A 22,238-nucleotide genomic window follows, 5' to 3' on the forward strand; every position below is an offset into this window, starting at 1 on the left:
TTTAATATTGCGGTCGCGTTGACGCAGTAACATATCAACGAGGAGGCGTGGCCGAGTGGCCGAAGGCACTTCCCTGCTAAGGAAGCATACGGGCAAAACCTGTATCGTGGGTTCGAATCCCACCGCCTCCGCCAGATTCAAGCGAAAAGCCCCGAGGAAACTCGGGGCTTTTTGTTTTTTCCTCCGGCATGCGCGCACGATTGAAAACGCGCTATCTCAATAGCAATAGTACAATGCCTCAATATTTCCGATTTGATAACCAAATTCGGAATGCTCGAACTATGTCAAAGCACGAGGCTCAGTCATGCGTGATGAGGTTAAACAAACACTCGCTGCAATTGCGGACCGGCAGCACAATCGGCTCCTGAGAGTTGAATTCCCGAACCAGGATGCGCCCGGGCATTTGCTCGTCAATCGGCTCGACGCTGAAGAGGGGTTATCCCGGCCCTTTGAATACAAGGTCGAGCTGCTCTCCGATTCGGCGCATATTGCGCTCAAGGATATGCAGGGCAAGCTGCTGTCTGTCCACCTGGTACGTGGCGATGGCAGTATCCGCTATTTCACGGGATACGTATTCAGCTTCGGGCTGGTGAGGGTTGATGGCGGCGTCGCATTTTATGAGGCCACATTGGGGCCCTGGTTCAGGTTCCTGAGCCTGCGCAAGGATAACTACCTGTTCCATAACGCGACGCTGTACGACCAGACATCGAGCGTGTTTGCCGATTACGATGGGCTGTGCAATTGGGACTGGCGTGTATCGGGCAAGCAAAAAGTCATGAACGACGCGTGCCAGTTCGACGAAACCGACTGCAATTACCTGCAGCGGCGCTGGAATGCCGCCGGGCTGGTGTACTGGTTCGAGCATAGTGCCAGCGGCCACCAACTCGTAATATCCGACGACACCATGAAGGCGCTGCCGATCGATGGCGGCGAGGAAGTGCCATTCCAGCGCCACGGCGGTGCGGTGGAAGAGGAGGGCATTGGCGAATGGTCGCCGGTACGCCACCTGATGCAGGCCAGTGTGGCCGTTGCCAGCTATGACTTCAAGAGCGGCAAGCCGATCGTGAGCTCGATGCCTACTGTGAACAAGCAGGGCAGCGTGCCGCTCATCGAGTCATACGAATACACCGGCGCACTTGGCTTCAGCGACGGTGCAAGTGGTGAAGCGTTGGCGAGGCTGCGCATGGAGGAACTGGAAGCCGCCGGCAAGCAGTTTCATGGCGCAGGCAATAATCGCCAACTGGCGCCCGGCCGCTGGTTCCGCCTGACCGGGCACTTCGATGTTGGTGGCGGCTCCGCCGACGAGTTCCTCGTCATCGAAGCGCGGCATCGCGCCTCGAATAATTACCAGGTCAAGAGCGAGCAACCTTCCCATTACGAGAACCAGGTGACGTGCCTGCGAAAAATCGTTCCCTGGCGTCCTGGCCGCCCGTTCAACTGTGTCGAGACAAAGATCTACGGCCTGCAGACCGCCACCATTACCGGCCCGGCCGGTGAAGAGATCCATACCGATGAATTCGGGCGCGTGCGGGTGCAATTCCACTGGGACCGCGTCGGGACGCGCGACGAGAACAGCTCCACCTGGATTCGGGTTGCCACGCCGTGGGCCGGTTCCAACTTCGGCATGACCTCGATTCCGCGCATCGGGACCGAAGTGATTATCTCCTTCATCGGCGGCGATCCTGACCGGCCAATCATTACCGGCATGGTACCGAACATCGATACGATGCCGGCCTGGACTCTGCCCGCAAGCAAGACCCAGAGCGGCATGCTGTCACGCTCCAGCCCCGGTGGCGGAGTACAGAACGCCAACGCCTTGCGCTTCGAAGACAAGAAAGGTTCCGAGCAGGTCTGGATCAAGGCTGAACGCAACTTCGATTCGGACGTAGGCAACGACCAGTCGCTGACGGTAGGGAACAACCGCAGCAAAGTCGTTGGCCAGGACGAAAACGCCTTTGTCGGGAATAACCACAACCGGCGCATCAAGAACAGCCTGATGGAGACGGTCAAGGTCGACGCCTTGCAGCAGATCGGCGGCGAGAAAAACACGCTGGTCGGAAAGCATTACAAGGTGGAGGCGGGCGAATCATTCGAAATCACCTGCGGCCAGGCCAAGTTCTACATGGATAAAAGCGGCAACGTGGCCATTACCGGCAAGAGCATCAACATCACTTCCGATGGTCCGGTCCAGGTGAATGGCAAGACGATCGACCTGAACTCCAGTGGCGGCGCGGCGGCCGTGGTGCCAAGCCCGAAAGGCGGAGGCGCCATTATTGCCGACGTCGATGCACAGTTCCCAAGCAACCAATCCTGAAATTCCAATGAACTACCATATCAATGAAGGCAGCTTCGCGCTGCCGGCGCAAGCGCAAGACCGCAGCGTGAATATGCTTGTCCTGAATCTCGGCCCCGGGGGCCTGACGCTGGTCGTGTCGCGCGACGTGGTGCAGGAAGGCGAAGAGCTGGAGGCCATGCTGCGCCGCCAGTTACGCACGCTGGGCAGCCAGGTAAAAAACTTCAAGCAGAATGAACCTGTCGCAGTTCAGATCGGACAGGCGCGCCTGCCCGCACTGCAGGTGTCGACTTCGTTCAAGCAGGATAACGCCACCGTGCATCAGTTGCAGACCATGGTCGCCCTGCAGGACAAGGCGGTGCTGGTCTTTACCCTGACGTGCGCTGCGCCACTGACGCAGGAGCAGACTGCCTATGCGCAGCAACTGCTGGACAGCTTTACCCCGTCCATCAAGGCCTGATCAGCCATGTGCCCGGCCGCTGCGCGCTTTAACGACCCGATCGCCCATACGTCCACGATGGGCATGCTCGCCAAGATGGGCGGGTCATTGCTCATCGGGGCCCTGGTCGGCGCGGCCATCACGGCGGTGGTTGTCGCCGCTGTCGTGGCAACGGTTGCCACCGGTGGCCTGGGGCTGGCGGCGGTGCTGGCGATTGGCTTTGGCGTCAGCGTGGCGATGGAGGCCAGTGGACTAAACGGGTTTATAGACAATCAGGTCAACAGGGCGGTCGACAAGTTCATACCGCCTTCAATTGAGGGCAAGATCGTCAGCGGGTCACCGGACGTGAAGTTCAATTCCTTGCCCGCCGCGCGCGCCGCCGCGCCCGGTGAACTCGACACCATTGCCTGCAACAAGCATTCGTCGGGCCCGGCGCCCATGCTGGCCCAAGGTTCCGATAACGTCTTCATCAACGACCAGCCTGCGGCCCGCAAGGGCGACATGACGACTTGCGGCGGCACCATCGCCGAAGGTTCAGAGAACGTGTTCGTCGGCGGGGGCACGCTGACGGTGCGCGAGATCAAGGACGAGCGGCCATGGTGGATCACGGCGCTCGGGGTGGCAATTGGCATCGCGTTGACGCTGTGCGGCCGTGGCAAGATGAACCTGTCGGCGCTAAAGTCGGCACTGCCTTGCCTGCTGCTTAATTTCGGAGCTTCGTTTGCGGGCAGTATGGTCGGCCATCAGATCCGTACCGCGATTGGCAATCCGGTCAACGTCATCACGGGCGGGAAGGTGCTGAACGATCCGCCGGATTTTTCGCTGGCTGGGCCTCTCGCATTGAGTTGGGAGCGCTTCTACAGCAGCCATGACCACCGCGCGGATGGCCTGCTTGGCCGCGGCTGGAGTGTGCCGTTCGAGTTAGAGTTGAAAGTTGTGCGGGATAGTACCGGCATGCTTACGGCGCTGGAATTCACCGATGCCCAGGGCCGAACCATGGCCTTTCCTCCCGTGCTGCCCGGCGAGAGCCACTACAGCACCGCCGAAGGGTATTACCTGATTTGCACTGAGCTCGGCCAATATCTCATCGAAAGTGTCGACGGGCTGTATTTCGATTTCGGCGTCCCTGATCCAGGGTTTGGCGCTACGCTTAAGCTACAGCGTATCGAAGACCGCAACGGAAACTGGAATGCGCTGCGTTATGACAACGCCGGTAAGCTACGCAAGCTGAACGACAGCTGCGGCCGCACGCTCGAACTGCATTATTCACCTGCCCACCCGCTTCGAGTGGAGCGAATCGAACTGGTTCAGGGTATCGAAGGCGAACCGGCGGAAACCCTTGTGTGCTACGGCTACGACCTAGAGGGCCAACTGGCCGAGGTTATTGGCCGCGATCGGCAGGTCAGGCGCTGGTTCGCTTACCAGGACGGTTTGATGAGCGAACACCGCAGCGCAGCCGGCCTGCGCTGCCACTATGCGTGGAGCGGCAGCGGCCCTGGTGCGCGTGTGCTACGTCACTGGACCGACGACGGCGAAGCTTATGATTTCGAGTATGACCTGAACCATGGCGTCACGACCGTCACTGACCAGATCGGCCGTGTCAATCGATGGGAATGGAGCCGCGATTGCCAACCCACTTCATTCACCGACCCGGAGGGAAATACCTGGCACTACGATTGGGATGAGCGGCGCAGGCTCACGCAGATGACCGATCCGCTGGGCGCCTGTACTCAATGGGAATATGATGAAGCCGGCCGCATGGTCAAGTGCATCAGCGCACTTGGCCAGATCGAATCGGTGCAATGGCACGATCGACTGAACCTGCCGACCGCCGAAATCGATGCCGCTGGAAACCGCACCGAATATCACTACGATAAGGTCGGTAACCTGACGGCCATCACCGACCCGCTCGGCCACGTCACGGAGCAGTTCCACGATGCGCGGGGCCTGCCGCACACGCTGCGCGATGCAAGCGGTGGCGTCAAACACCTGGAGTGGAATGCGCGGGCACAGCTGACAGCGCATGTCGACTGCTCGGGAAAGCGAACCGTCTACGCATACGACGCGCGCGGCAGCCTGGCCCGGAGCGTGGATGCCGTGGGCCAAGCCACGATATACGCCGCAGACGATCACGGACGCATTGTCTCCATCGTTCATCCCGACGGCGCTCAGGAGAATTTCGAGTATGACGCGGCTGGGCGGCTGAGCGCCAGCCAGACTGGCGGCGATCGCATCACGCGCTACGAGCGCAACGCGAGGGGACTGATCACGCGCCGCCGCAATGCATTGGGCAGGAGTGTTGAGTTCAGGTACGACGCGGCTTTCAGGCTAGTTGAACTGGTCAACGAGAATGAGGAGTCGTACCGCTTCGCCTACGACAAGAATGACCGCGTGATTGCCGAAGTCGGGCTGGACGGAGTCACGAAGCGCATTGCTTACGACCAGCGCGGCCTTGCGGTCGCGGTCACCAGCGCCGCTGGCGAGTCCGACGAATTGACCCTGCGGATGGAGCGCGACCTGATGGGGCGACTCACCTGCCGCCATGCGCGCGGGTTCAGCACATCGTTCCGCTATGACCAGTTGGGCCAGCTTGTGCATGCCGCGACCTTCAGCGAGTACCGCGGTGTGCGCAAAGTATTCGACGAGTTGGCTTTTGCCTACAGCAAGCGCGGCGAGCTGCTCAGCGAAACGGGCCACATGGGGATGCTGGCGCATAGTTACGACGAACTCGGGAACCGCGTTAGCACGACACTGCCCGACGGAAGGGTGATTCAATCACTCCACTACGGCTCGGGACATGTCCACCAGATCAATCTGGATGGCGAGCTCATTTGCGATCTGGAGCGCGACGACCTGCACCGCGAAGTTGGTCGCAGCCAGGGCGTGCTGAGCACCAGCTTTAACTACGACGCCATGGGAAGGCGTACCCGCACCCAGTCCGTGCGGGATGGCCGTGCGGTGCTCGCCAAGGAATGGGCATATGGCGAGTCGGGCGAGGTGGTGCGGAAAGATCATTCTCTGAATGGCCGGACTTCCTTCATGTACGATCCACTGGGAAGGATCTCCTACGCGGGCCAGGAGGCGCGGCGCGAAATGTTCCAGTGGGATGGCGCGGCCAACCTGGTTGACTCCGTTCAGCCCGGTGGATACGTAAGGCACAACCGCGTTCTGGTTTTCCAGGACCGGCGCTTTGAATACGACGTGCACGGGCGGCTCGAATCCAAACGTACTGGCGCCCATACCGTTCAGCATTTCAGCTATGACGGCGAGCACCGGCTCAGCCAGGTCGAGACATGCCGCAAAGGTGTAACTCAGGTAGTGCGCTTCGACTACGATGCAGTGGGACGCCGCATTCGTAAGCATGATGAGTTTGGCACCACGCTGTTCCTGTGGAATGGAATGAATTTGCTGCAGGAGCAGCGAGGAGCGCAAGCAGCCACCTACCTCTATGAAGTGAACAGTCACGTCCCTGTTGCCCGGATAGACAGCGTAGTGGAAGGTGAGACTTTGGGCGAAGGCGATGCGCGTCACGCACGCCCGAAGGCGTCAACTTACTATTTCCATTGTGATGTGTCAGGCTTGCCGGAGGAATTGAGTGCCGCATCGGGAGAGTTTGCGTGGCGCGCACAATATCAAATGTGGGGCAACACGGTAACCGAGAGCTGGACTGCTGAGCAAGAGGGCGGGTCGGGTCAGCATGGGTCGCCCTTGCCGCAAAACTTGCGATTTCAAGGTCAATACCATGACAGGGAGAGCGGCCTTCATTACAACACCTTTCGGTACTACGATCCGGACATCGGGCATTTCACAACGCCTGATCCAATCGGACTGGCAGGCGGGGTAAATCTCTATCAATATGCGCCAAATCCGATTTCGTGGATTGATCCGTGGGGATGGAACAGCCACGGGGTCTACGACGTGCATGGCGAAGCAAAATTGCCATCAGAGATGTATCGTATGTCCGATGGCCGGCATTTCCAGGAGGCGAACAGGCAGCTTTACTACCAAATGAAAAATGATCCTCAATTTAAGGCTGCGATTGAGGCAAAATACCCGGGGACTTTTGATGCCGTTTCGCCTGGCAGGAGAGGGGCATTCCCTAGGACGGCCCCGCCCGCACTAACCTGGCATCATCACGAGAAAGTTGGCGGGTTATTGCAACTTGTCGATCAAGCTGACCACAATGCGAGACATAAGGACTATCACCCCACCGGTAGAGGAGGTCGAAATACATGGGGTGGTGGTAGCAAGTGTCGATGATTTTGTAAAGGGAAACTTATGGAGTATTTTAAATCTGTTTCGGATTTGATTGCTGGCTTAAAGAAGCTGGAGCAGGAAGCATGGATTTACACCAACATGCAAAGTTGGTTGTCAAATCCACAGAAGGCTGATTTTTATTATTTGCCTTGGGATTATATGCAGAGTCTCGAGGATGATGAAGTTTATGAGAACGATGATGGTGCGGAACTGCCACTTGATTTGAAAGATAAAAATTTGAAGGAATGGATGATTGTTAATGTGCTTGTTCATATTGCAAAATCTGTTGACTGGAGGGCCGAGGGCATGAAAGAGTTCATTGAGCAAGTCAACTATTATCGCGAATTTGATACATTTAAGCGATGACAGAATGACGGTGCCGGAAAGCCTTCGCCGTCCCATGAAAGACAACCATTTTCATGGCTGTTCGCAGCCGATAGATAATTCTGACTTAGACGCTTGCGAACCGGCGTCAAAAGTCGAAGTGATTACGGACGATGATGATGATGACCTTTCTTCTTTGTGTGTTTGGCTTGACAAAGGGGCTATATCGCGCTGGCAAGGGAAATGGATGGGAGCGATATTGAGTGCGAATTTTTGGATCAAATAAATGGCTTCAAACCGAAGCGGCTTGAGTACAAGTTAGAGGAAACGATCCTACAGTTGACGTTATTTTATGACGAGTACTTCGACAGACAGCGGACGCTCCAACAATTGAAAGTCAAATTTCCTGAAGGGCTTGCGAATAGATTCGATCAGGTTACCAAATGCCTCAGGTCAATCTTTGGCAGGTGAACTTCCAAGCGCTATTTCGAGTTTGATCGCAGACTTGATAAATCAGAACAGGGAGCATGGATTCGCGCTGATATTACGGTTAGGATGGTAAATCCCCAATCAGCAGATGACTGCTAATTTCAGGCTTGCTCGCAGCCGATAGGCGATACCCAACTAGTGAATTGCGGTGGTCTGACCAAGCGAGTTACAATGCCGGCCCGGCGCTTAAGTTAGGGGGCTTCCTTCGGGCCTCTTCTCGGTTGAAGTGTTTGGGCCTGGCATTCGTGTTCGAATCCGTAGCGCTCTCTTGGATTCAAGCGAAAAGCCTCGAGGAGACTCGGGGCTTTTTGTATTCGTACTCAACAAAAGGACTTGATATGAAGTTGATCTCCGCTATCCTGCTTGCCGCGTCGCTCGCGGTGAACGCTCAAGCAGCTAACCCGAATCCGGATGTCAAACAGGTGAAGGCCACGCACGACCTCCTGGTAGCGATGCAAGCCGAGAAAATGATGCGCATGACCGCCGGCATGAGCCGCTACCCATCGGATGCCGAGCGCAAGAAGGTGATGGATAAAGTGACGGCAACGCCGTCCGAAACCATCTACAACGGGCTGGCGACACCGGTGGCCCGCCTCCTCAGCCCGGAGACTGTCACCGAGATGACGCGCTTCTACCAGTCCAGCTATGGCCAGAAGGTGCTGAACAACATCTACAATAGTGGCGCTCAACTCTACCCGACCGTGCCCAAGGCGACGCCCGCCGAACAGGCCGAATTGAAGAAGCCTGCCTACATCAAGGCTGATCAGGAATTCAAGGCGAATGAACAAGCCATTCATCACGAAGTGTTCGTGCTGCTGAAACAGATCATCAACCCGAAGAAATAGACCATGCTTCTTGCGCGTCGCCGCGTCCCTTTTTCAAATATTCGTGAGATTTAAATGGCAGTTTCCAAAACCCGTCTCGATGCGTCCCGTTTCTTCCTCCGCCTTGCCATTGGCGGCATGGCTATCCTCATGGGCTTTGAAGCCATCCGGCATTCCGTCTTCCCATCCTCGCTGAGTGGCGCCGGCCACTGGGCCTTGCACTTGGCCGAGATGCTGTGCGGTGCGCTGATCATGATTGGCTTCCTGATGCCTTATGCCAGCGCGGTGCTGACCCTGGTTGTCGGTTTGCCGATCGTGCTGGGCTGGATTCATGGCGCGCCGGTGCTGGGCAACCTGCATGCGCTGTTCCTGTTGCTGGTCGTCTCGGCCACTGCGCTGGGCGGCGCGGGGCAGTGGGCGCTCGGCCGGGAGTAAGGCTCGCAATCCAGGAGCCTTCGCGGTTCTGCGCTATGCTTGGGCAATGAACTGGAAGGCTCTCTTGTTTTGCGTTTTCGCCGTACCTTGGGCGCGGGCGGAGACCATTACGCTCAGTAATGGCGAGTGGTTGCCTTACCTGTCCGAGACATTGCCGTACTACGGTGCCGTGTCGCGCATCGTGACGGAAGCCTTCGCGCTGGAAGGCATTACCGTCAACTATGTGTTCCGCCCCTGGCCGCGTGCGTATGCCGAAGCCCAGCATGGGGTGGTGAACGGCTCGCTGGTCTGGAGCGTGGGGCCGCCCTCGACTGAACGCGCGCGGGAATTCCTGTCCAGCGATACCGTGCTTGAGGCCCAATCCGTTTTCTTTCACCGCAAAGGCTACAGCTTCAGCTGGAACAGGGACGCCGACCTCGCCGGCCTGCGTGTCGGCGGCGTGGCAGGCTATGAATACCGCTTCGAGGACGTGCCGGGCGTCCACCTGGACCGCGCGCCGACCGAAGAACTCAATTTTCGCAAGCTGGTGGCGGGGCGGATCGACGTCGTTCCAGCCAGCCTCGATGTCGGCCGCTATATCCTGCGCACCAGGTTCAAGCCGGAAGAAGCTGCCGGCATCACGGTGGCAGCAGGCCGCTACAACACCACCCAATACCGCCTGATCATGCGCCGTGCCGACGCTGCGAATGCCGGCTATATCGAGCGCTTCAACCGCGGCCTGCGCAAGTTGAAGGAAAGCGGCAAGTACGACCAGTACATGGCCGACCTGGCTGCCGGCCGCTACTGATCCCGTACTACTTGCCGGAAACAAATAACTGTATATAATTACAGTATTTTCAGCAAGCTAACACTGGAGCCGCGATGACCGACGAGTTGATGGAAGAGGAAGTGCTGGTACAGGAAGACCGCGTCTGGCAAGACAATGGCTGGACCGCGCGCGTCATCAAGAATGAAGACGATGATGGCTGGGCCGTTGCGATGATCAAGGATGGCGAGGCGGAACCTGCGTTGGTTGGTCCCTGGACCATGGGCCGCGACAAGAAGAATCCCAAGCCGCTGGACGTGAATGCCTTCAACACCCTGGTCAAGACCGCCAGCGAAGTCATTCGTCGCCATGAGCAGCAGCTGCACGCGCAATTGCACCGCAGCGTGCGCGTTCATACCGAAGGCGCCGCCTACATCACCGTCAACCTCGACATCACCCCGGACGAGGACGATCCCTATGCGACCCTGACTGCTTTCGATCCGTTTGGCGAAGAACAGGCGCAAGTGCGCGTGGCGCCAAATTTCAAGCTGAGCGTCGCCAGCGCGACTGCGTGGATGGAAGCAGGCTACCGCAAGCCGTCGACGTGAAAAAAGATCATGTGCACATAAGGTCAATCGTGACAAAGTGCGCACTTTGCAGGGCCTTGCACGGCTAAGCTGAAAGGGTTTGCGCGAACTCAATTGCAGACGATCTTCGTGACGATATAGTCGCCTGACGCCAGCGTGGCGTTCCCTTTCAATAGGAGGCACAGCATGATCGCAAGCTCCAGCAGCAAGGTCGTCCAACTCGGTTCGTACAAGGCTTCAAGGCGCAACAACTCGATCTCCGGCCTTTCATCCGGGGCGTTCATGACAGTGCAGCTTCACCTGGCCCATTCGGCCAGCTTTGCGGGAGCGGGCATCATAGCCGGAGGACCGTTTCGCTGCGCTGAAATTTTCCGGCCGGACGATGTGATGACCGCGGAAGACGCTTGCATCGAGAATTCGCTGTATATCTGCATGAATCCACTGATCCCGCAGGTTTCACCGGACGCGCAAACGCTGGCGGCCATGGCCCAGGAGACCGCCAGGGCAGGGCGGATCGATGCGGTGACCAACCTGGCCGACGACCGCCTTTACATCTTCACCGGCAGCGCGGACGACGTGGTGGATTCGGACGTGGTAGCGCGGACCCGCAAGTTCTATGAGCTGCTGGGTGTGAACCCGGCCAATATCCATTATGTCGACAGCGTGCCGGCAGGGCATAGCATCATTACCGACAATCCCGAAGATTCGGAACTGGCCACCAACCAGCCGCCGTACATCAACAACGGTGGCTTCATGCAATCGCACGACATCCTGCGCCACATCTACAGCGACCTGCAGCCGGCGGCGGAAAGCCTGGCGGGGCAGTTGCTGCGTTTCGACCAGAGCGAATTTTTTGCCGATGCGAAGGACCGGGCCAGCATGAGCCAGTTTGGCTACATCTATATCCCTTCCAACGTGGCCGCGGGTCGCGTGAAAGAGCCGCGCGTGCACATCGCACTGCACGGCTGCAAGCAAGGCTACAACTACACCGACTACGTCAACGGACGCGCCGACATCGCCAACCAGCCGCCCTACGGCAACCGCTATTTCACCACCACAGGCTACAACCACATTGCAGAGAGCAATGACATCATCGTGCTCTATCCCCAGGCGGAAGGAATGGACAATGACACTGTCCAGAACCCCGACGGGTGCTGGGACTGGTGGGGCTATACCAGCCAGGATCCGCAAGCTCCCGACTATTATTCGCACGAAGCGGTCCAGATCAAGGCGATCCATGCCATGCTCGACCGGCTGTGCGCCTGAGTTCCATTGGAGGACGATATGAGCAAACTCCCCGTTTCTGTCGGCTTGAAGACCATTGATAAACCAGGCGTTCCAGCCTTGCGCGAGGCGCCGGCCAGTGCGCTGGCACCGCTGGAAAATGCGATGAAGGCAAATACGCTGGTGCAGCGGCAGGCCGCGCGCATGCTGCATAACAGTGTGCTGTCGGCTGGCCTGGCGAGCCGCCTCGCCGATCCGCAAGTCTGGGGCGAGTGGATCCAGCTTCAGGCGGCGGTCATGCAGCGCCTGCACCAGCAACATCTCGACTGGCGCCAGGGTTGCGCGATCCTGGCCGAGGATTTCGCCCTGATCCGCAATGCCAACACCATGTCCAAGATGGCGGAAAAGCAGGGCAACTTCTTTTCGCAATGGATGCTTTTGTTGACCAACCAGGGAACCAGCCTGTTCGAACTCATGGAAAACATCCATGTCGATTACGGTTACTGGGCCAGCCAGAAGATTCCAGTCGAAGCGAGTTTGCCTGTCCCGGCGCGCACTGCTTAGAGGTCGAGCGAATAGCCCAGCGTGACGCTGCGTCCGCGGCCCGCGAAATAGCGGGCCGGTTCAACCAGGGCGCTTTGCGAGTAGTAAGTGATGTAGTCCTTGTCGAACAAGTTGCCTATGCCGATACGCAGTGCGCCTTTGCCCAGCTTGTAGCTGAGGGATGCGTCGGCCAGCGTATAGCCGCTGAACTCCTTGGCTGGATCGTCAAAATCCTGGCTGAAGGCGTGCTGCACCTGGATGAAGGAAGAAAGCTTGTCGCTCCAGTTGGCGTTCCAGCTTGCGATCAGCCGGTTCGGCGCCACGTTCAAGCCATCGAGCCTGGCATCCAGGCTGCCGTCGCCATTGCTGTCGTAGCGGCCCTTGGTATAGGCATAGGCCAGGCTGGCGCGGTGCGCCTTGCTGATGCGATAAGTTGCACTGGCATCGTAACCCTCCAGGCGGGTCTTCTCCCGCGCCATCATGAACACGCCGTTGGCCGATATTACGCGCGCCCCGAAATCCGAATCGGAGCGGTAGTAGGCGGCGTCCAGGGCTCAGTCGCCCTTGCGCACGCGGGTGCCGAGTTCCATCCCTTCGGTCAGTATCGGCTCCAGGTTGCGCATATTGCCAATGCTCTGCCCCGGCGTATTGATGGAGCGCAGGGTGCGGCCGATGTCAGGCAGGCCGAAGCCTTCGGAATAACTGGCGTACACGGTGACGTCTTTGACGGGCGTGAATACCAGGCCGGCATTGGCCAGCGTTTCGTTGAACTTGGTCTTGCCGCCTTCGACCAGGGTGTTGTTGTATGCCGCCAGCGTGCGGTAGCTGTCCACCTTCAGGTCGGCCTTTTCGCGGCGCACGCCGGCGTGCAGGGTCAGCTCGTCGAATACCTTGTACTCGCCCTGCGTGAACAAGGAGAGGTTGCGGTATTTCGACTCGGGTACAAAAGTGCGCCCGGTCAGGTACATATCCTGTTTGCCTTTATCTGATAGCGCGTCGAAGCCCGCGGTCAGTTTCAGGCGGCCATCCAGCAGGCCCGCCTTGGTCAGGCCGACTTTGCTGCCGAACTTGGAAGCGACCGCGCGCGACTGGTCGTACAGGGTGCCGCGCGGGGCGATTTTCACGTCCTGGAAGGTGGCCGATTTGTCGGCGCCGAACAGGCCCACGAATTCCTGGTTGAACACCATGGCAGACAATTCCATCCCCGCCAGGTCGTAATGGTTGTAGCTGGCACTACTGGTCCACACATCGTTCCAGGCCGGTACGCCGGGCGGCGTGCCTTCGATCGAGGTGGAGGGGATGCCGCGCGTGCGGTCGCCCGCCACGCCTAAGTAGTTGGCTTTGGACTTGATGCGGTAGCGGTTGACGGAAAGCTGCAGTTTTTGCTGGTCGTCCGGCCGGTAGCCGATCTTGGCCAGCATATCGTAGCTGCGCGAGTCCATCAGGTCGCCCTGGGTCACGTCGACGCCGATGGCGCGGCCTTTGCCATCCAGGTAGAGGCCCTGGTCTTCATAGGAAACGGCAAGCAGGTAGTCCAGCTTGTCCAGGCGGCCGTCCATGCGGTAGCTGGTCTTGTAGCTCAGGGTGTCGCCCTTTGTGCCGGTGGTAGGCGCGGTGACCTGCATGTCGGCGTGCTGGTTCATCGTTCCTTTTTCCGGACGGCGGGTGATGATGTTGATGGTGCCGCCGGTGGCGCCCAGGCCGTTGATGGCATTCGGACCCTGCACGATCTCAATGCGCTCCACCATCGAGTAGTCGATGGTGTGTGCTTCGCGCCCGGTCGGCCGCACCGGATTCGATTGCGGCACGCCGTCGACCAGGATCACGGGTGTGCGGCCGCGCAGCGTTTCGCCGGAACCGTTCATCTTGCCGCGGCTGGGCGTGTAGGAGGGCAGGATGCTGCTCAATACATCGGATGAATTGCCCGAGATGGCCAGTTGCCGTTCGATGGCTTTTTTGTCGATCACGAGCACCGTCAGTGGCGCCCGGTCCGCTTCGATATTCGAACGCGATGCCTGGATGATGACTGGTTCGATCACCAGCCCCACCTGTTCCTGGGCTTGCGATTGCGCCGATATGCCCAGCATGAGGGCTGCTAACTGATATGACTGCACGGAGAGCTCCTTGATTGACCGGGGCTGGCTCTCCACGCATCGGGTGCACGACTGGCTGGCTAGTTGAGAATGCTTCGCATTATCATTGTGTGAGGTGCCAGTGTCAACGATGTCCCGCCTCAGCTATTCCATAAAATCATAGCTCAATGGTTATTCCTCATAACTACGGAATAGCCAATTCGTTAATCTACCCGTATTAATGATAAGCAAATGTTTCCCGTGCATTTGCAAACCGAGACACACGTCATGAAAATCACATCGCTGGACTCTATCGTCTTCCTTATTTATTTCGCCGTGGTCGCGGCTTACGGCGTCTGGGTCTACCGCCGCAAGAACAGCAGCTCCGGCTCTGCCTCGCGCGACTACTTCCTGGCTGAAGGCTCGCTGACCTGGTGGGCGATCGGCGCCTCGCTGATCGCCTCCAATATCTCCGCCGAGCAGTTCATCGGCATGAGCGGCTCCGGCTTCAAGATCGGCATGGCCATTGCAGTGTATGAATTGATGGCGGCGGCAACGCTGATCATCGTGGCGGTGTTCTTCATGCCGGTCTACCTGAAGAACCACATCTACACCATGCCGCAGTTCCTGGAGCAGCGTTACGGCAAGGGCGTGGCGATGACCATGGCGCTGTTCTGGCTCGGGCTGTACATCGTGGTCAACCTGACCTCGATCCTCTACCTCGGTGCGATTGCGATCAGCAGCATTTCCGGCTTGAGCGTGGGCGCCTGCATGCTGTTCCTGGCGGTGTTCGCGACGGTCATCACGCTGGGCGGCATGAAGGTTATCGGTTACACCGACGTGATCCAGGTGGTATGCCTGGTGATTGGCGGCCTGGTGACGACCTGGATCGCGCTCGACCTGGTGGCGAGCCTGGGCGGAGGCAAGGGCGCGTTGCACGGCACGACCGAACTGTTCGCCCGTGCCCGAGGCCATTTCGACATGGTGCTGACGCGCGACCATCCAAGCTATATGGACTTGCCGGGCCTGAGCATCCTCCTGGGCGGCATCTGGATCGCCAACCTGAATTACTGGGGCTGCAACCAGTACATCACGCAGCGTGCGCTGGGCGCGGACCTGCCGACTGCGCGCAAAGGCCTGCTGTTTGCCGCCTTCCTGAAATTGCTGATGCCTGTGATCGTGGTGTTGCCGGGCATCGCTGCCTTCGCACTGGACCAGGCAGGCGCACTCGGCGGAGCCCTGCGCCAGGGCGGCGAGCTGAATCCCGACCGCGCTTATCCAACGCTGCTGGCATTGCTGCCGGATGGCTTGCGCGGCGTGGCGTTTGCGGCCCTTACCGCCGCGGTGGTGGCCTCGCTGGCCGGCAAGGCAAACAGCATCGCCACCATCTTCACGCTGGATATCTATCGTAAAAAATTTGCACCCGCAGCGAGCGAAGAGCGCATGGTGTGGGTCGGCCGCCTTACCGTGGTGGCGTCGATGGCAATTGCGGTGCTGATCGCGCCGATGCTGGGCATCGACAAGAAGGGCGGTTTCCAGTACATCCAGGAATACACCGGCTTTGTCTCGCCGGGCATCCTGGCCATGTTCCTGCTTGGTTTCTTCTGGAAGAAAGCGACCAACGCAGCCGCCATGTTTGCAACCGTGGGCGGGCTGGTGTTCTCGATCGTCCTCAAGTTCCTGCCAACGATGATGGACCTGCACTTCCTGGCACCTATCGGTTTTGCTGCCGACAACGGCAGCGGTGTCTACGAAATCCCGTTCATTGACCGCATGTTCCTGGTGTTCTGGGCTGTGGTGGCCGGCATGGTGCTGATCAGCCTTATGGGAAGGCGTGATGGCGAGGCGAAGGCCATGGTAGTGGATCGTCAACTGTTCCGCGTAGACCGTGGCTTTGCCATCGGATCGGCAGTGGTGTGCGTGATGCTGGCCGTGATCTACGGGGCACTCTGGTAACACAACGAATCACATAAAAAAACTACGGAGAAAATGAAAGAATCATGAAGCAGAAGAAAATCAGTTTGCTGGTGAAGTCGCTGTTCCTGCTCCCTGCAATCCCTGCCGCCTTTGCGCAGCAAGCGGAGGAGCCATCGGTCCAGAAGGTTACCGTTTCCGGCATCCGCGCTTCGGTGCGCAGTGCCCTGAGCGTCAAGGAAAACTCGAACAGCATGGTGGAAGTCGTGGCGTCCGAAGACATCGGCAAGCTGCCGGATACCACTATCGCCGAATCGCTGGCCCGGCTGCCAGGCCTGGCAGCCGGCCTGGATCGCGGCAATGCCAGCCAGATCGTGGCGCGCGGCATGGGCGAGCGCTTTATCGGCGCCACCCTGAACGGACGCGAACTGGCGTCGTCCGAGCCGAATCGTGCGGTGCGCTTCGAGCAGTTTCCGTCGGAATCGCTGTCCGGCGCCATCGTCTACAAGACCCAGAATGCCGACCTGGTGGAAGGCGGCGTCGCCTCCAGCATCGACCTGCAAACCGTGTCTCCGCTCAAATACAACGGCCGCCAGGCTTCGCTGAAGGCCGATGCCCTGTACTATCCGGAAGCGCGCGACCTCGATGCCAAGGCAGTTCGTCCCCGCCTGGGCGGCATCTATATCGACCAATACGCGGACAAGAACGTTGGCGTGGCGCTGGCCTTCAGCTACCAGAAGCAGCCCTCGGTGGAAAAGCGCAAGAACCACTGGGGCTTCAACGAAGACCATTCGGCCGACATCGATGGCGACGGCAAGGTGGACAAGACTCCGTGGGGCTTCGAAACTGAACTCAAACGCGGCACCAATGAGCGCGGCAGCGTGCTGGGCAAGGTGGAATGGAAGGCCAGCCCGGATGCGCTGATCACCGCCGACGTGTACTACGCCAAGAACAAGATCCGCGAACCGGCCATGTCGCACTGGACCGGCGACCTCGGTAACTGGGATGGCTGGCAGAGCGCGAACTATTCGAACCTCGACATCCGCAACGGCTACGTAGTCGGCGCTACCGTGAACAACGTCGGCCTGACCACCAACAGCACGCTGTGGACGCAGGACATGGACAACCTGGCTGCGGGCCTGAACGGCAAGTTCAATGTCGGCGAATGGAAAATCGATGCCGACATCGCTACTTCGTCGGCTGGCCGCGACAGCGCCTGGCGCGACGTGCGACAGTTCTCGCTGAACCCCGGCACCATCAAGTGGGCCTTCACCGGCGATGAAACGCAGGACTTCAGCTTCAGCCACGATTCGGGCAACCCGGCCGCCTTCGGCAATCCGACCCTGTACGTGGATACCGACGGCCATGTCGACGACCGCCTGAGCTCTGCGCAACTGAGCGCCTGGCGTCCACTGGATGCCGGCATGGTAAGCCGCATCAAGTTCGGCGCGCGCTTTGCCGACCGCGAGAAAAAGTACCACCAGACGACGTGGAACCTGCCTTCCAATAGCGCCATCCCGGCCTCGGCATATGAAACGGTGAACGTATCGGGCTTTGCACCGTTCATCGTGCTGAAAGACTTCATGGGCGCTGCCACCGCGCTGTGGGGCGCCGACGCCTTCAGTCCGGATGGCCGTACCCCGACCGCGAACGACCTGCTGGCCGGCTGGAAGGTCAAGGAAAAGAACAGCAGCGTCTACGCCCAGGCCGACCTGGAAGGCGAATTGTTCGGCAAGACCTTCCGCGGCAATGCCGGCGTGCGCGTGGTGCATACCAAACAGACCGGCAGCGGCATGGAGTCGATCAACGGCGCGGCGCCAACCCCGGCGGAGGGCGGTGCATCGTACACCCGCGTGCTGCCTAGCGTGAACCTGATCTTCAACCTGGACCAGGCACAAAAGCAGCAGGTGCGCTTCAGCGTGGCGCGCGCCATGTCGCGTGCGCCGATGGATGAAATGCGCGCATCGCGCCAACTGGCGATCGATACCAACCCGGGCTCGCAGCAGCCGATCACCGGCAGCGCAGGCAATCCTGGCCTGTTGCCGATGATGTCGAACCAGGTTGACCTGTCGTGGCAGTATTACTTCGACAAGGGTTCGCTGCTGTCGGCCGGCGTGTTCTACAAGAAGGTGTCGGACTATATCGGCATCACCACCGACAACACCACCGTCAACGGCCGCGCCGCAACGCTGACCCGTTCCGTGAACGGCAAGGGCGGCAACGTGCGCGGCCTGGAACTGGTGGCGCAGCACGCCTTCACCAGCCTGCCGGCGCCGTTCGACGGCTTGGGCGTGGCGGCGAACTTCTCGTACAACGACAGCGACATCAAGGAGTACACCAACGACTACCCGATGGTGGGCCTGATGAAGCGTAATGGCGGCCTGACCCTCTGGTACGAAAAGGCAGGTTACGAAGCGCGCCTGTCGGCCAACTACCACAGCGCCTTCGTGCGCATGCCGCGCTGGACCGCCGGCTACATGATCGAGAACCCAGCCGAGACCTATGTCTCCGCCAATTTCTCGAAGTGGCTGACCCCGCAGTTGCAACTGCGCCTCGGCCTGGACAACATCACCAACCAGAAAGTGGTGGAAACCCAGTCCAATAATCCATACATGCAGAATGTGATGGAATATGGCCGCCGCTACAACCTGGGCCTGAGCTACAAGTTCTGATTGGGGCATGCCGATGATCCGTAACACACTTTGCCTAACTGCGATGGCGTTTGCCCACGCTGCCCAGGCCGGGCAAGTGCTGGCAGTCGATGCCAGCGCGCCCGCACCGGCGCCTTTGTCCGGTCATATCAAGATGGGAACGGCCGTGGCCCCCGGCGGCCATGTCCTTGGCATCAATAGCCAATACCTGACGCGTGACGGCCAGCCCTGGCTGCCTGTGATGGGCGAATTCCATTATTCGCGCAGCCCGGCCGAAAGCTGGGAATCCGAACTGGCCAAGATGAAGTCGGCCGGCATCAATGTGGTGGCCAGCTACATTATCTGGAACCACCACGAGGAAAAGGAAGGTAAGTTCAACTGGAGCGGCAACCGCGACCTGCGGCGCTTCATCCAGTTGGCCAACAAGGCCGGGCTGGAGGTGTGGATACGCGTTGGCCCCTGGTCGCACGCGGAAGTGCGTTACGGCGGCATTCCGGACTGGGTGGTCGACGCCATGCCGACCCGCCAGGACGACCCGCAATACCTGAAATACGTGGACCGCTTCTACCGCGAGATCGCGAAGCAGGTGGACGGCTTGCAGTGGAAGCAGGGCGGCCCTGTGATCGGCGCGCAGATCGAAAACGAGTACAACCTGGCCGGGCCGGGGCGCGGCGCGCAGCACATCGCCACGCTGAAGGGCATGGCGGTGAAGGCAGGCATCGACGTGCCGTTCTACACCGTCACCGGCTGGGACCAGACCTTGTATCCGTCGGGCGAAGTAGTACCGGTGTTTGGCGGCTACCAGGACGAACCCTGGGCCACCAGTACTGGCGAGCTGCCGCCGAAGGAAACCTACGCTTTCCGCTTCGACACCCGTGTCAGCGGCGACCTCGGTGCTCAAACGCGCGCCACGCAGCAGGGTACGGCGGAAACCGATATGGACCGCACGCCTTTCCTCGGCGCGGAATACGGCGCCGGCCTGCCGGCCATGTATCGCCGCCGCACGCTGGTGTCGCCCGACGATATCGCCTCGACCCTGCCGGTGCAGCTGGGCTCCGGCGTGAACCTGATGGGCTATTACATGTTCCATGGCGGCCGTAACCCGGCCGGCATGACGACGATGGAAGAGAGCACGCGCACTGGCGGTTACAACGATACGCCCGCCATCAACTACGACTTCAACGCGCCGCTTGGCCCGGATGGGCAGCAGCGGGAAGTACTGGCCTACCTGCGGCCGTTCCATTACTTCATGAACGACTTCGGGACGCGCCTGGCGCCAATGACCGTGCGCAAGCCGGCCGTGGTGCCAGCCGATCCAGGCGACCTGTCGGCGCCGCGCTGGTCGGTGCGCAGCAAGGGCGATCAGGCCTTCCTGTTCTATAACGGCCATATCCGGCAGTATGCGCTGCCGGCGCAAAAGCAGGTGCAGTTTGCGGTAAAGCTGGCCGGGCAGACCGTTACGCTGCCGCGCCAGCCGGTGGATATCGCGGCGGGCAGCTATTTCTTCTGGCCGATCAATTTCGACCTGGACGGCTACCGCCTGCAATACGCTACCGTGCAACCGGTGGCGCGGCTGGAGCGCGGCAAGGCAGGCAGTGTGTACGTGTTCGCTGCGCAGGATGGCGTTGCCCCCGAATTCGCGCTGGACGGCGCGGTACGCGGCTGCGTGAAGGCGCCGCAGGGGCGGGTGTCCGATGCGGCGGCAGGCTTGCTGGTGGACGGCATCCAGCCTGGCCTTGACGCCGCGCTCACGCTGGACTGTGCCGGCAAGCGGCCGGTAACGGTGCTGGTCCTGTCGCAGCAGCAGGCGCGCCGACTGGCGATCGGCCAACTGCAGGGCGAGCGCCGGCTGGTCGTCAGCGACAGCCAGGCGCACTTTGCCAATGGCAAGCTGGTGTTACGCTCGGCGGGCAAGCCGGCCTTCCGTGCCGCCGTGTTCCCGGCTTTGCCGTTGCCGCTGAAGGGCAGTGCGGCGCTGAAAGCGAGCGGCAAGGATGGCCTGTTCCAGGTGGTTGAGGCAACGCTGCCGGAGCAGCCGCTCGCAGTTTCGGTCCGCGAGCTGCGCGCCGCACAGCCCGTGCCACCGATTAAAATTGGCGGCAACGCCAAGGCTGCAATCCTGCCGGATGCGGAAGTCTTCGGCAATTCCGCTGCGTGGGAGTTGTCGCTCGGCCCAACCCGTCCGAAAGGCGTGGATGCAGCACTGCTGGAGATCGATTTCACCGGCGACGTGGCGCGCCTGTTCGATGGCACCCGGATGGTGGATGACTGGTATTACAACGGCCAGCGCTGGCAGTTCGGCCTGAACAACCTGCCTGCCCGCGAGCATGGCGCGTTGACACTGACCGTGCTGCCCTTGCGTGCGGACGCGCCGATCTACCTTCCGAAGGAACATCGTCCGGCATTCAACGGGCAGGCGCAGGTGGCCGAACTGCGCGGCGTAAAAGTAACGCCGGTGTATCGTGTCGACATTGGCCGCTAAACGGAGTTTGAAATGGCATTGAAAATTGGATTGGTTGGCCTGGGCAAGATCGCAGTCGACCAGCACATCCCCGCAATTCGCGGCAACAAGGGCCTGGAACTGGTGGCGGGCTGCTCGCCAGCCAGTGCGCCAGACGGCATCCTGCGCTATCCGGACATGGGGAGCATGCTGGCGGCGCATCCTGAAATCGAGGCGGTGGCAATCTGCACGCCGCCCCAGGTGCGGCACCAGCTTGCCTGCGAAGCGATTGCGGCCGGCAAGCACGTATTCCTGGAGAAGCCTCCGGCAGCAACGCTGGGCGAGGCTGCGTCCATCGCGGCGGCGGCGGCCAGGCATGGCGTGACAGCCTTGGCGGGTTGGCACTCACGCTTCGCGCCCGGCGTGGAAAGTGCGCGCAACTGGATGCTGGCGCGGCCCATCAAGTCGATCCAGATCCGCTGGAAGGAAAACGTGCGGCAATGGCACCCGGGCCAGAAATGGATTTTCGAGGCAGGCGGCATGGGCGTGTTCGACCCCGGCATCAATGCCTTGTCGATCCTGACCCGGCTGCTGGGCGGCCATGCGCTGGTGCGCAAGGCTGCCTTGCACGTTCCCTCCAATTGCAGCGCGCCGATCCAGGCCGAGCTGGATATGGTGAGCGAGCGCGGCGTCCCGATCGACGCCGAGTTCGATTTTCTGCAAGTGGGCCAGCAAACCTGGAGCATTCTGGTGGAGTCGGTTGCCGGCGACACCATGGCCCTGCACCTGGGCGGCCGCATCATGGAAGTGAACGGCAAGGCGGTGCTCGACGAACCGGAGCGTGAGTACCCCGCGATGTATGAGCACTTCCGCCAACTGGTTGCCGAAGGCCGTTCCGACGTCGACCTCACTCCGCTGCAAGCGGTCGCCGACGCTTTCCTCGTCGGCAAACTCCATAGCGCAGAGCCATACTACGAGTAAGGCAATCTCCTACAACGCCT

15 protein-coding genes, 1 tRNA gene and 1 pseudogene are annotated in these 22,238 nt (G+C 60.0%); 16 read left to right on the forward strand and 1 reads right to left on the reverse strand.

The window, feature by feature from the left end:
- The first annotated feature begins 41 nt into the window (after nt 1-41).
- From ASD58_RS05115 to ASD58_RS05170, 12 genes are all read left to right on the forward strand, one after another.
- Nucleotides 42-134, forward strand: a tRNA-Ser gene (locus tag ASD58_RS05115).
- 170 nt (nt 135-304) lie between these two features.
- Nucleotides 305-2,314, forward strand: a complete 2,010-nt coding sequence (locus ASD58_RS05120) for a type VI secretion system Vgr family protein (protein ID WP_082565237.1) — start codon at nt 305-307, stop codon at nt 2,312-2,314.
- Between the two features lie 7 nt (nt 2,315-2,321).
- Entirely contained in the window at nt 2,322-2,753 is a 432-nt protein-coding gene (locus ASD58_RS05125; RefSeq protein ID WP_057260028.1) for a DcrB-related protein, read from the forward strand.
- A 6-nt stretch (nt 2,754-2,759) separates the two neighbouring features.
- Nucleotides 2,760-6,992: an RHS repeat-associated core domain-containing protein gene (locus ASD58_RS05130; RefSeq protein WP_057260029.1), complete on the forward strand. Its 4,233-nt coding sequence runs from the start codon at nt 2,760-2,762 to the stop codon at nt 6,990-6,992.
- A gap of 18 nt (nt 6,993-7,010) precedes the next feature.
- Complete coding sequence (locus tag ASD58_RS05135) at nt 7,011-7,355, forward strand: hypothetical protein (protein WP_057260030.1); 345 nt, start codon at nt 7,011-7,013, stop codon at nt 7,353-7,355.
- Nucleotides 7,356-7,389: 34 nt separating this feature from the next.
- Complete coding sequence (locus ASD58_RS31100; RefSeq protein ID WP_156401167.1) at nt 7,390-7,599, forward strand: hypothetical protein; 210 nt, start codon at nt 7,390-7,392, stop codon at nt 7,597-7,599.
- Nucleotides 7,600-8,140: 541 nt separating this feature from the next.
- Nucleotides 8,141-8,647 (forward strand): hypothetical protein, encoded by a 507-nt coding sequence (locus ASD58_RS05145; RefSeq protein WP_057260032.1) that lies wholly within the window; start codon nt 8,141-8,143, stop codon nt 8,645-8,647.
- A 54-nt stretch (nt 8,648-8,701) separates the two neighbouring features.
- The gene (locus ASD58_RS05150) at nt 8,702-9,061 is read left to right on the forward strand and encodes a hypothetical protein (protein ID WP_057260033.1); all 360 of its coding nucleotides are present in this window, start codon (nt 8,702-8,704) and stop codon (nt 9,059-9,061) included.
- Nucleotides 9,062-9,125: 64 nt separating this feature from the next.
- Nucleotides 9,126-9,848: an ABC transporter substrate-binding protein gene (locus ASD58_RS05155; protein WP_162252985.1), complete on the forward strand. Its 723-nt coding sequence runs from the start codon at nt 9,126-9,128 to the stop codon at nt 9,846-9,848.
- A gap of 74 nt (nt 9,849-9,922) precedes the next feature.
- Entirely contained in the window at nt 9,923-10,414 is a 492-nt protein-coding gene (locus ASD58_RS05160; RefSeq protein ID WP_057260035.1) for a hypothetical protein, read from the forward strand.
- 165 nt (nt 10,415-10,579) lie between these two features.
- The gene (locus ASD58_RS05165) at nt 10,580-11,659 is read left to right on the forward strand and encodes a hypothetical protein (RefSeq protein WP_057260036.1); all 1,080 of its coding nucleotides are present in this window, start codon (nt 10,580-10,582) and stop codon (nt 11,657-11,659) included.
- Nucleotides 11,660-11,677: 18 nt separating this feature from the next.
- Nucleotides 11,678-12,181, forward strand: coding sequence for a hypothetical protein (locus tag ASD58_RS05170; RefSeq protein ID WP_057260037.1), 504 nt, complete (start codon nt 11,678-11,680; stop codon nt 12,179-12,181).
- Here the strand turns inward: ASD58_RS05170 and ASD58_RS05175 are convergent.
- Nucleotides 12,178-14,247: pseudogene (locus ASD58_RS05175) on the reverse strand (TonB-dependent receptor). The gene ASD58_RS05170 and the pseudogene ASD58_RS05175 overlap by 4 nt on opposite strands.
- Before the next feature lie 273 nt (nt 14,248-14,520).
- On the opposite strand from ASD58_RS05175, the gene ASD58_RS05180 reads away from it, so the two are divergent.
- From ASD58_RS05180 to ASD58_RS05195, 4 genes are read left to right on the forward strand one after another with little or no spacing between them, the layout of a single operon-like run.
- Nucleotides 14,521-16,188, forward strand: coding sequence for a sodium/solute symporter (locus tag ASD58_RS05180; protein ID WP_057260038.1), 1,668 nt, complete (start codon nt 14,521-14,523; stop codon nt 16,186-16,188).
- A gap of 44 nt (nt 16,189-16,232) precedes the next feature.
- Complete coding sequence (locus tag ASD58_RS05185) at nt 16,233-18,818, forward strand: TonB-dependent receptor (RefSeq protein ID WP_057260039.1); 2,586 nt, start codon at nt 16,233-16,235, stop codon at nt 18,816-18,818.
- A gap of 43 nt (nt 18,819-18,861) precedes the next feature.
- Entirely contained in the window at nt 18,862-21,279 is a 2,418-nt protein-coding gene (locus ASD58_RS05190) for a beta-galactosidase (protein ID WP_229209898.1), read from the forward strand.
- A gap of 12 nt (nt 21,280-21,291) precedes the next feature.
- Nucleotides 21,292-22,218 (forward strand): Gfo/Idh/MocA family protein, encoded by a 927-nt coding sequence (locus tag ASD58_RS05195; protein ID WP_057260040.1) that lies wholly within the window; start codon nt 21,292-21,294, stop codon nt 22,216-22,218.
- Nucleotides 22,219-22,238 lie beyond the last annotated feature (20 nt).

It is taken from the genome of Duganella sp. Root1480D1, assembly GCF_001427305.1.
In the GTDB taxonomy this organism is placed as follows: Bacteria; Pseudomonadota; Gammaproteobacteria; order Burkholderiales; family Burkholderiaceae_D; genus Rugamonas.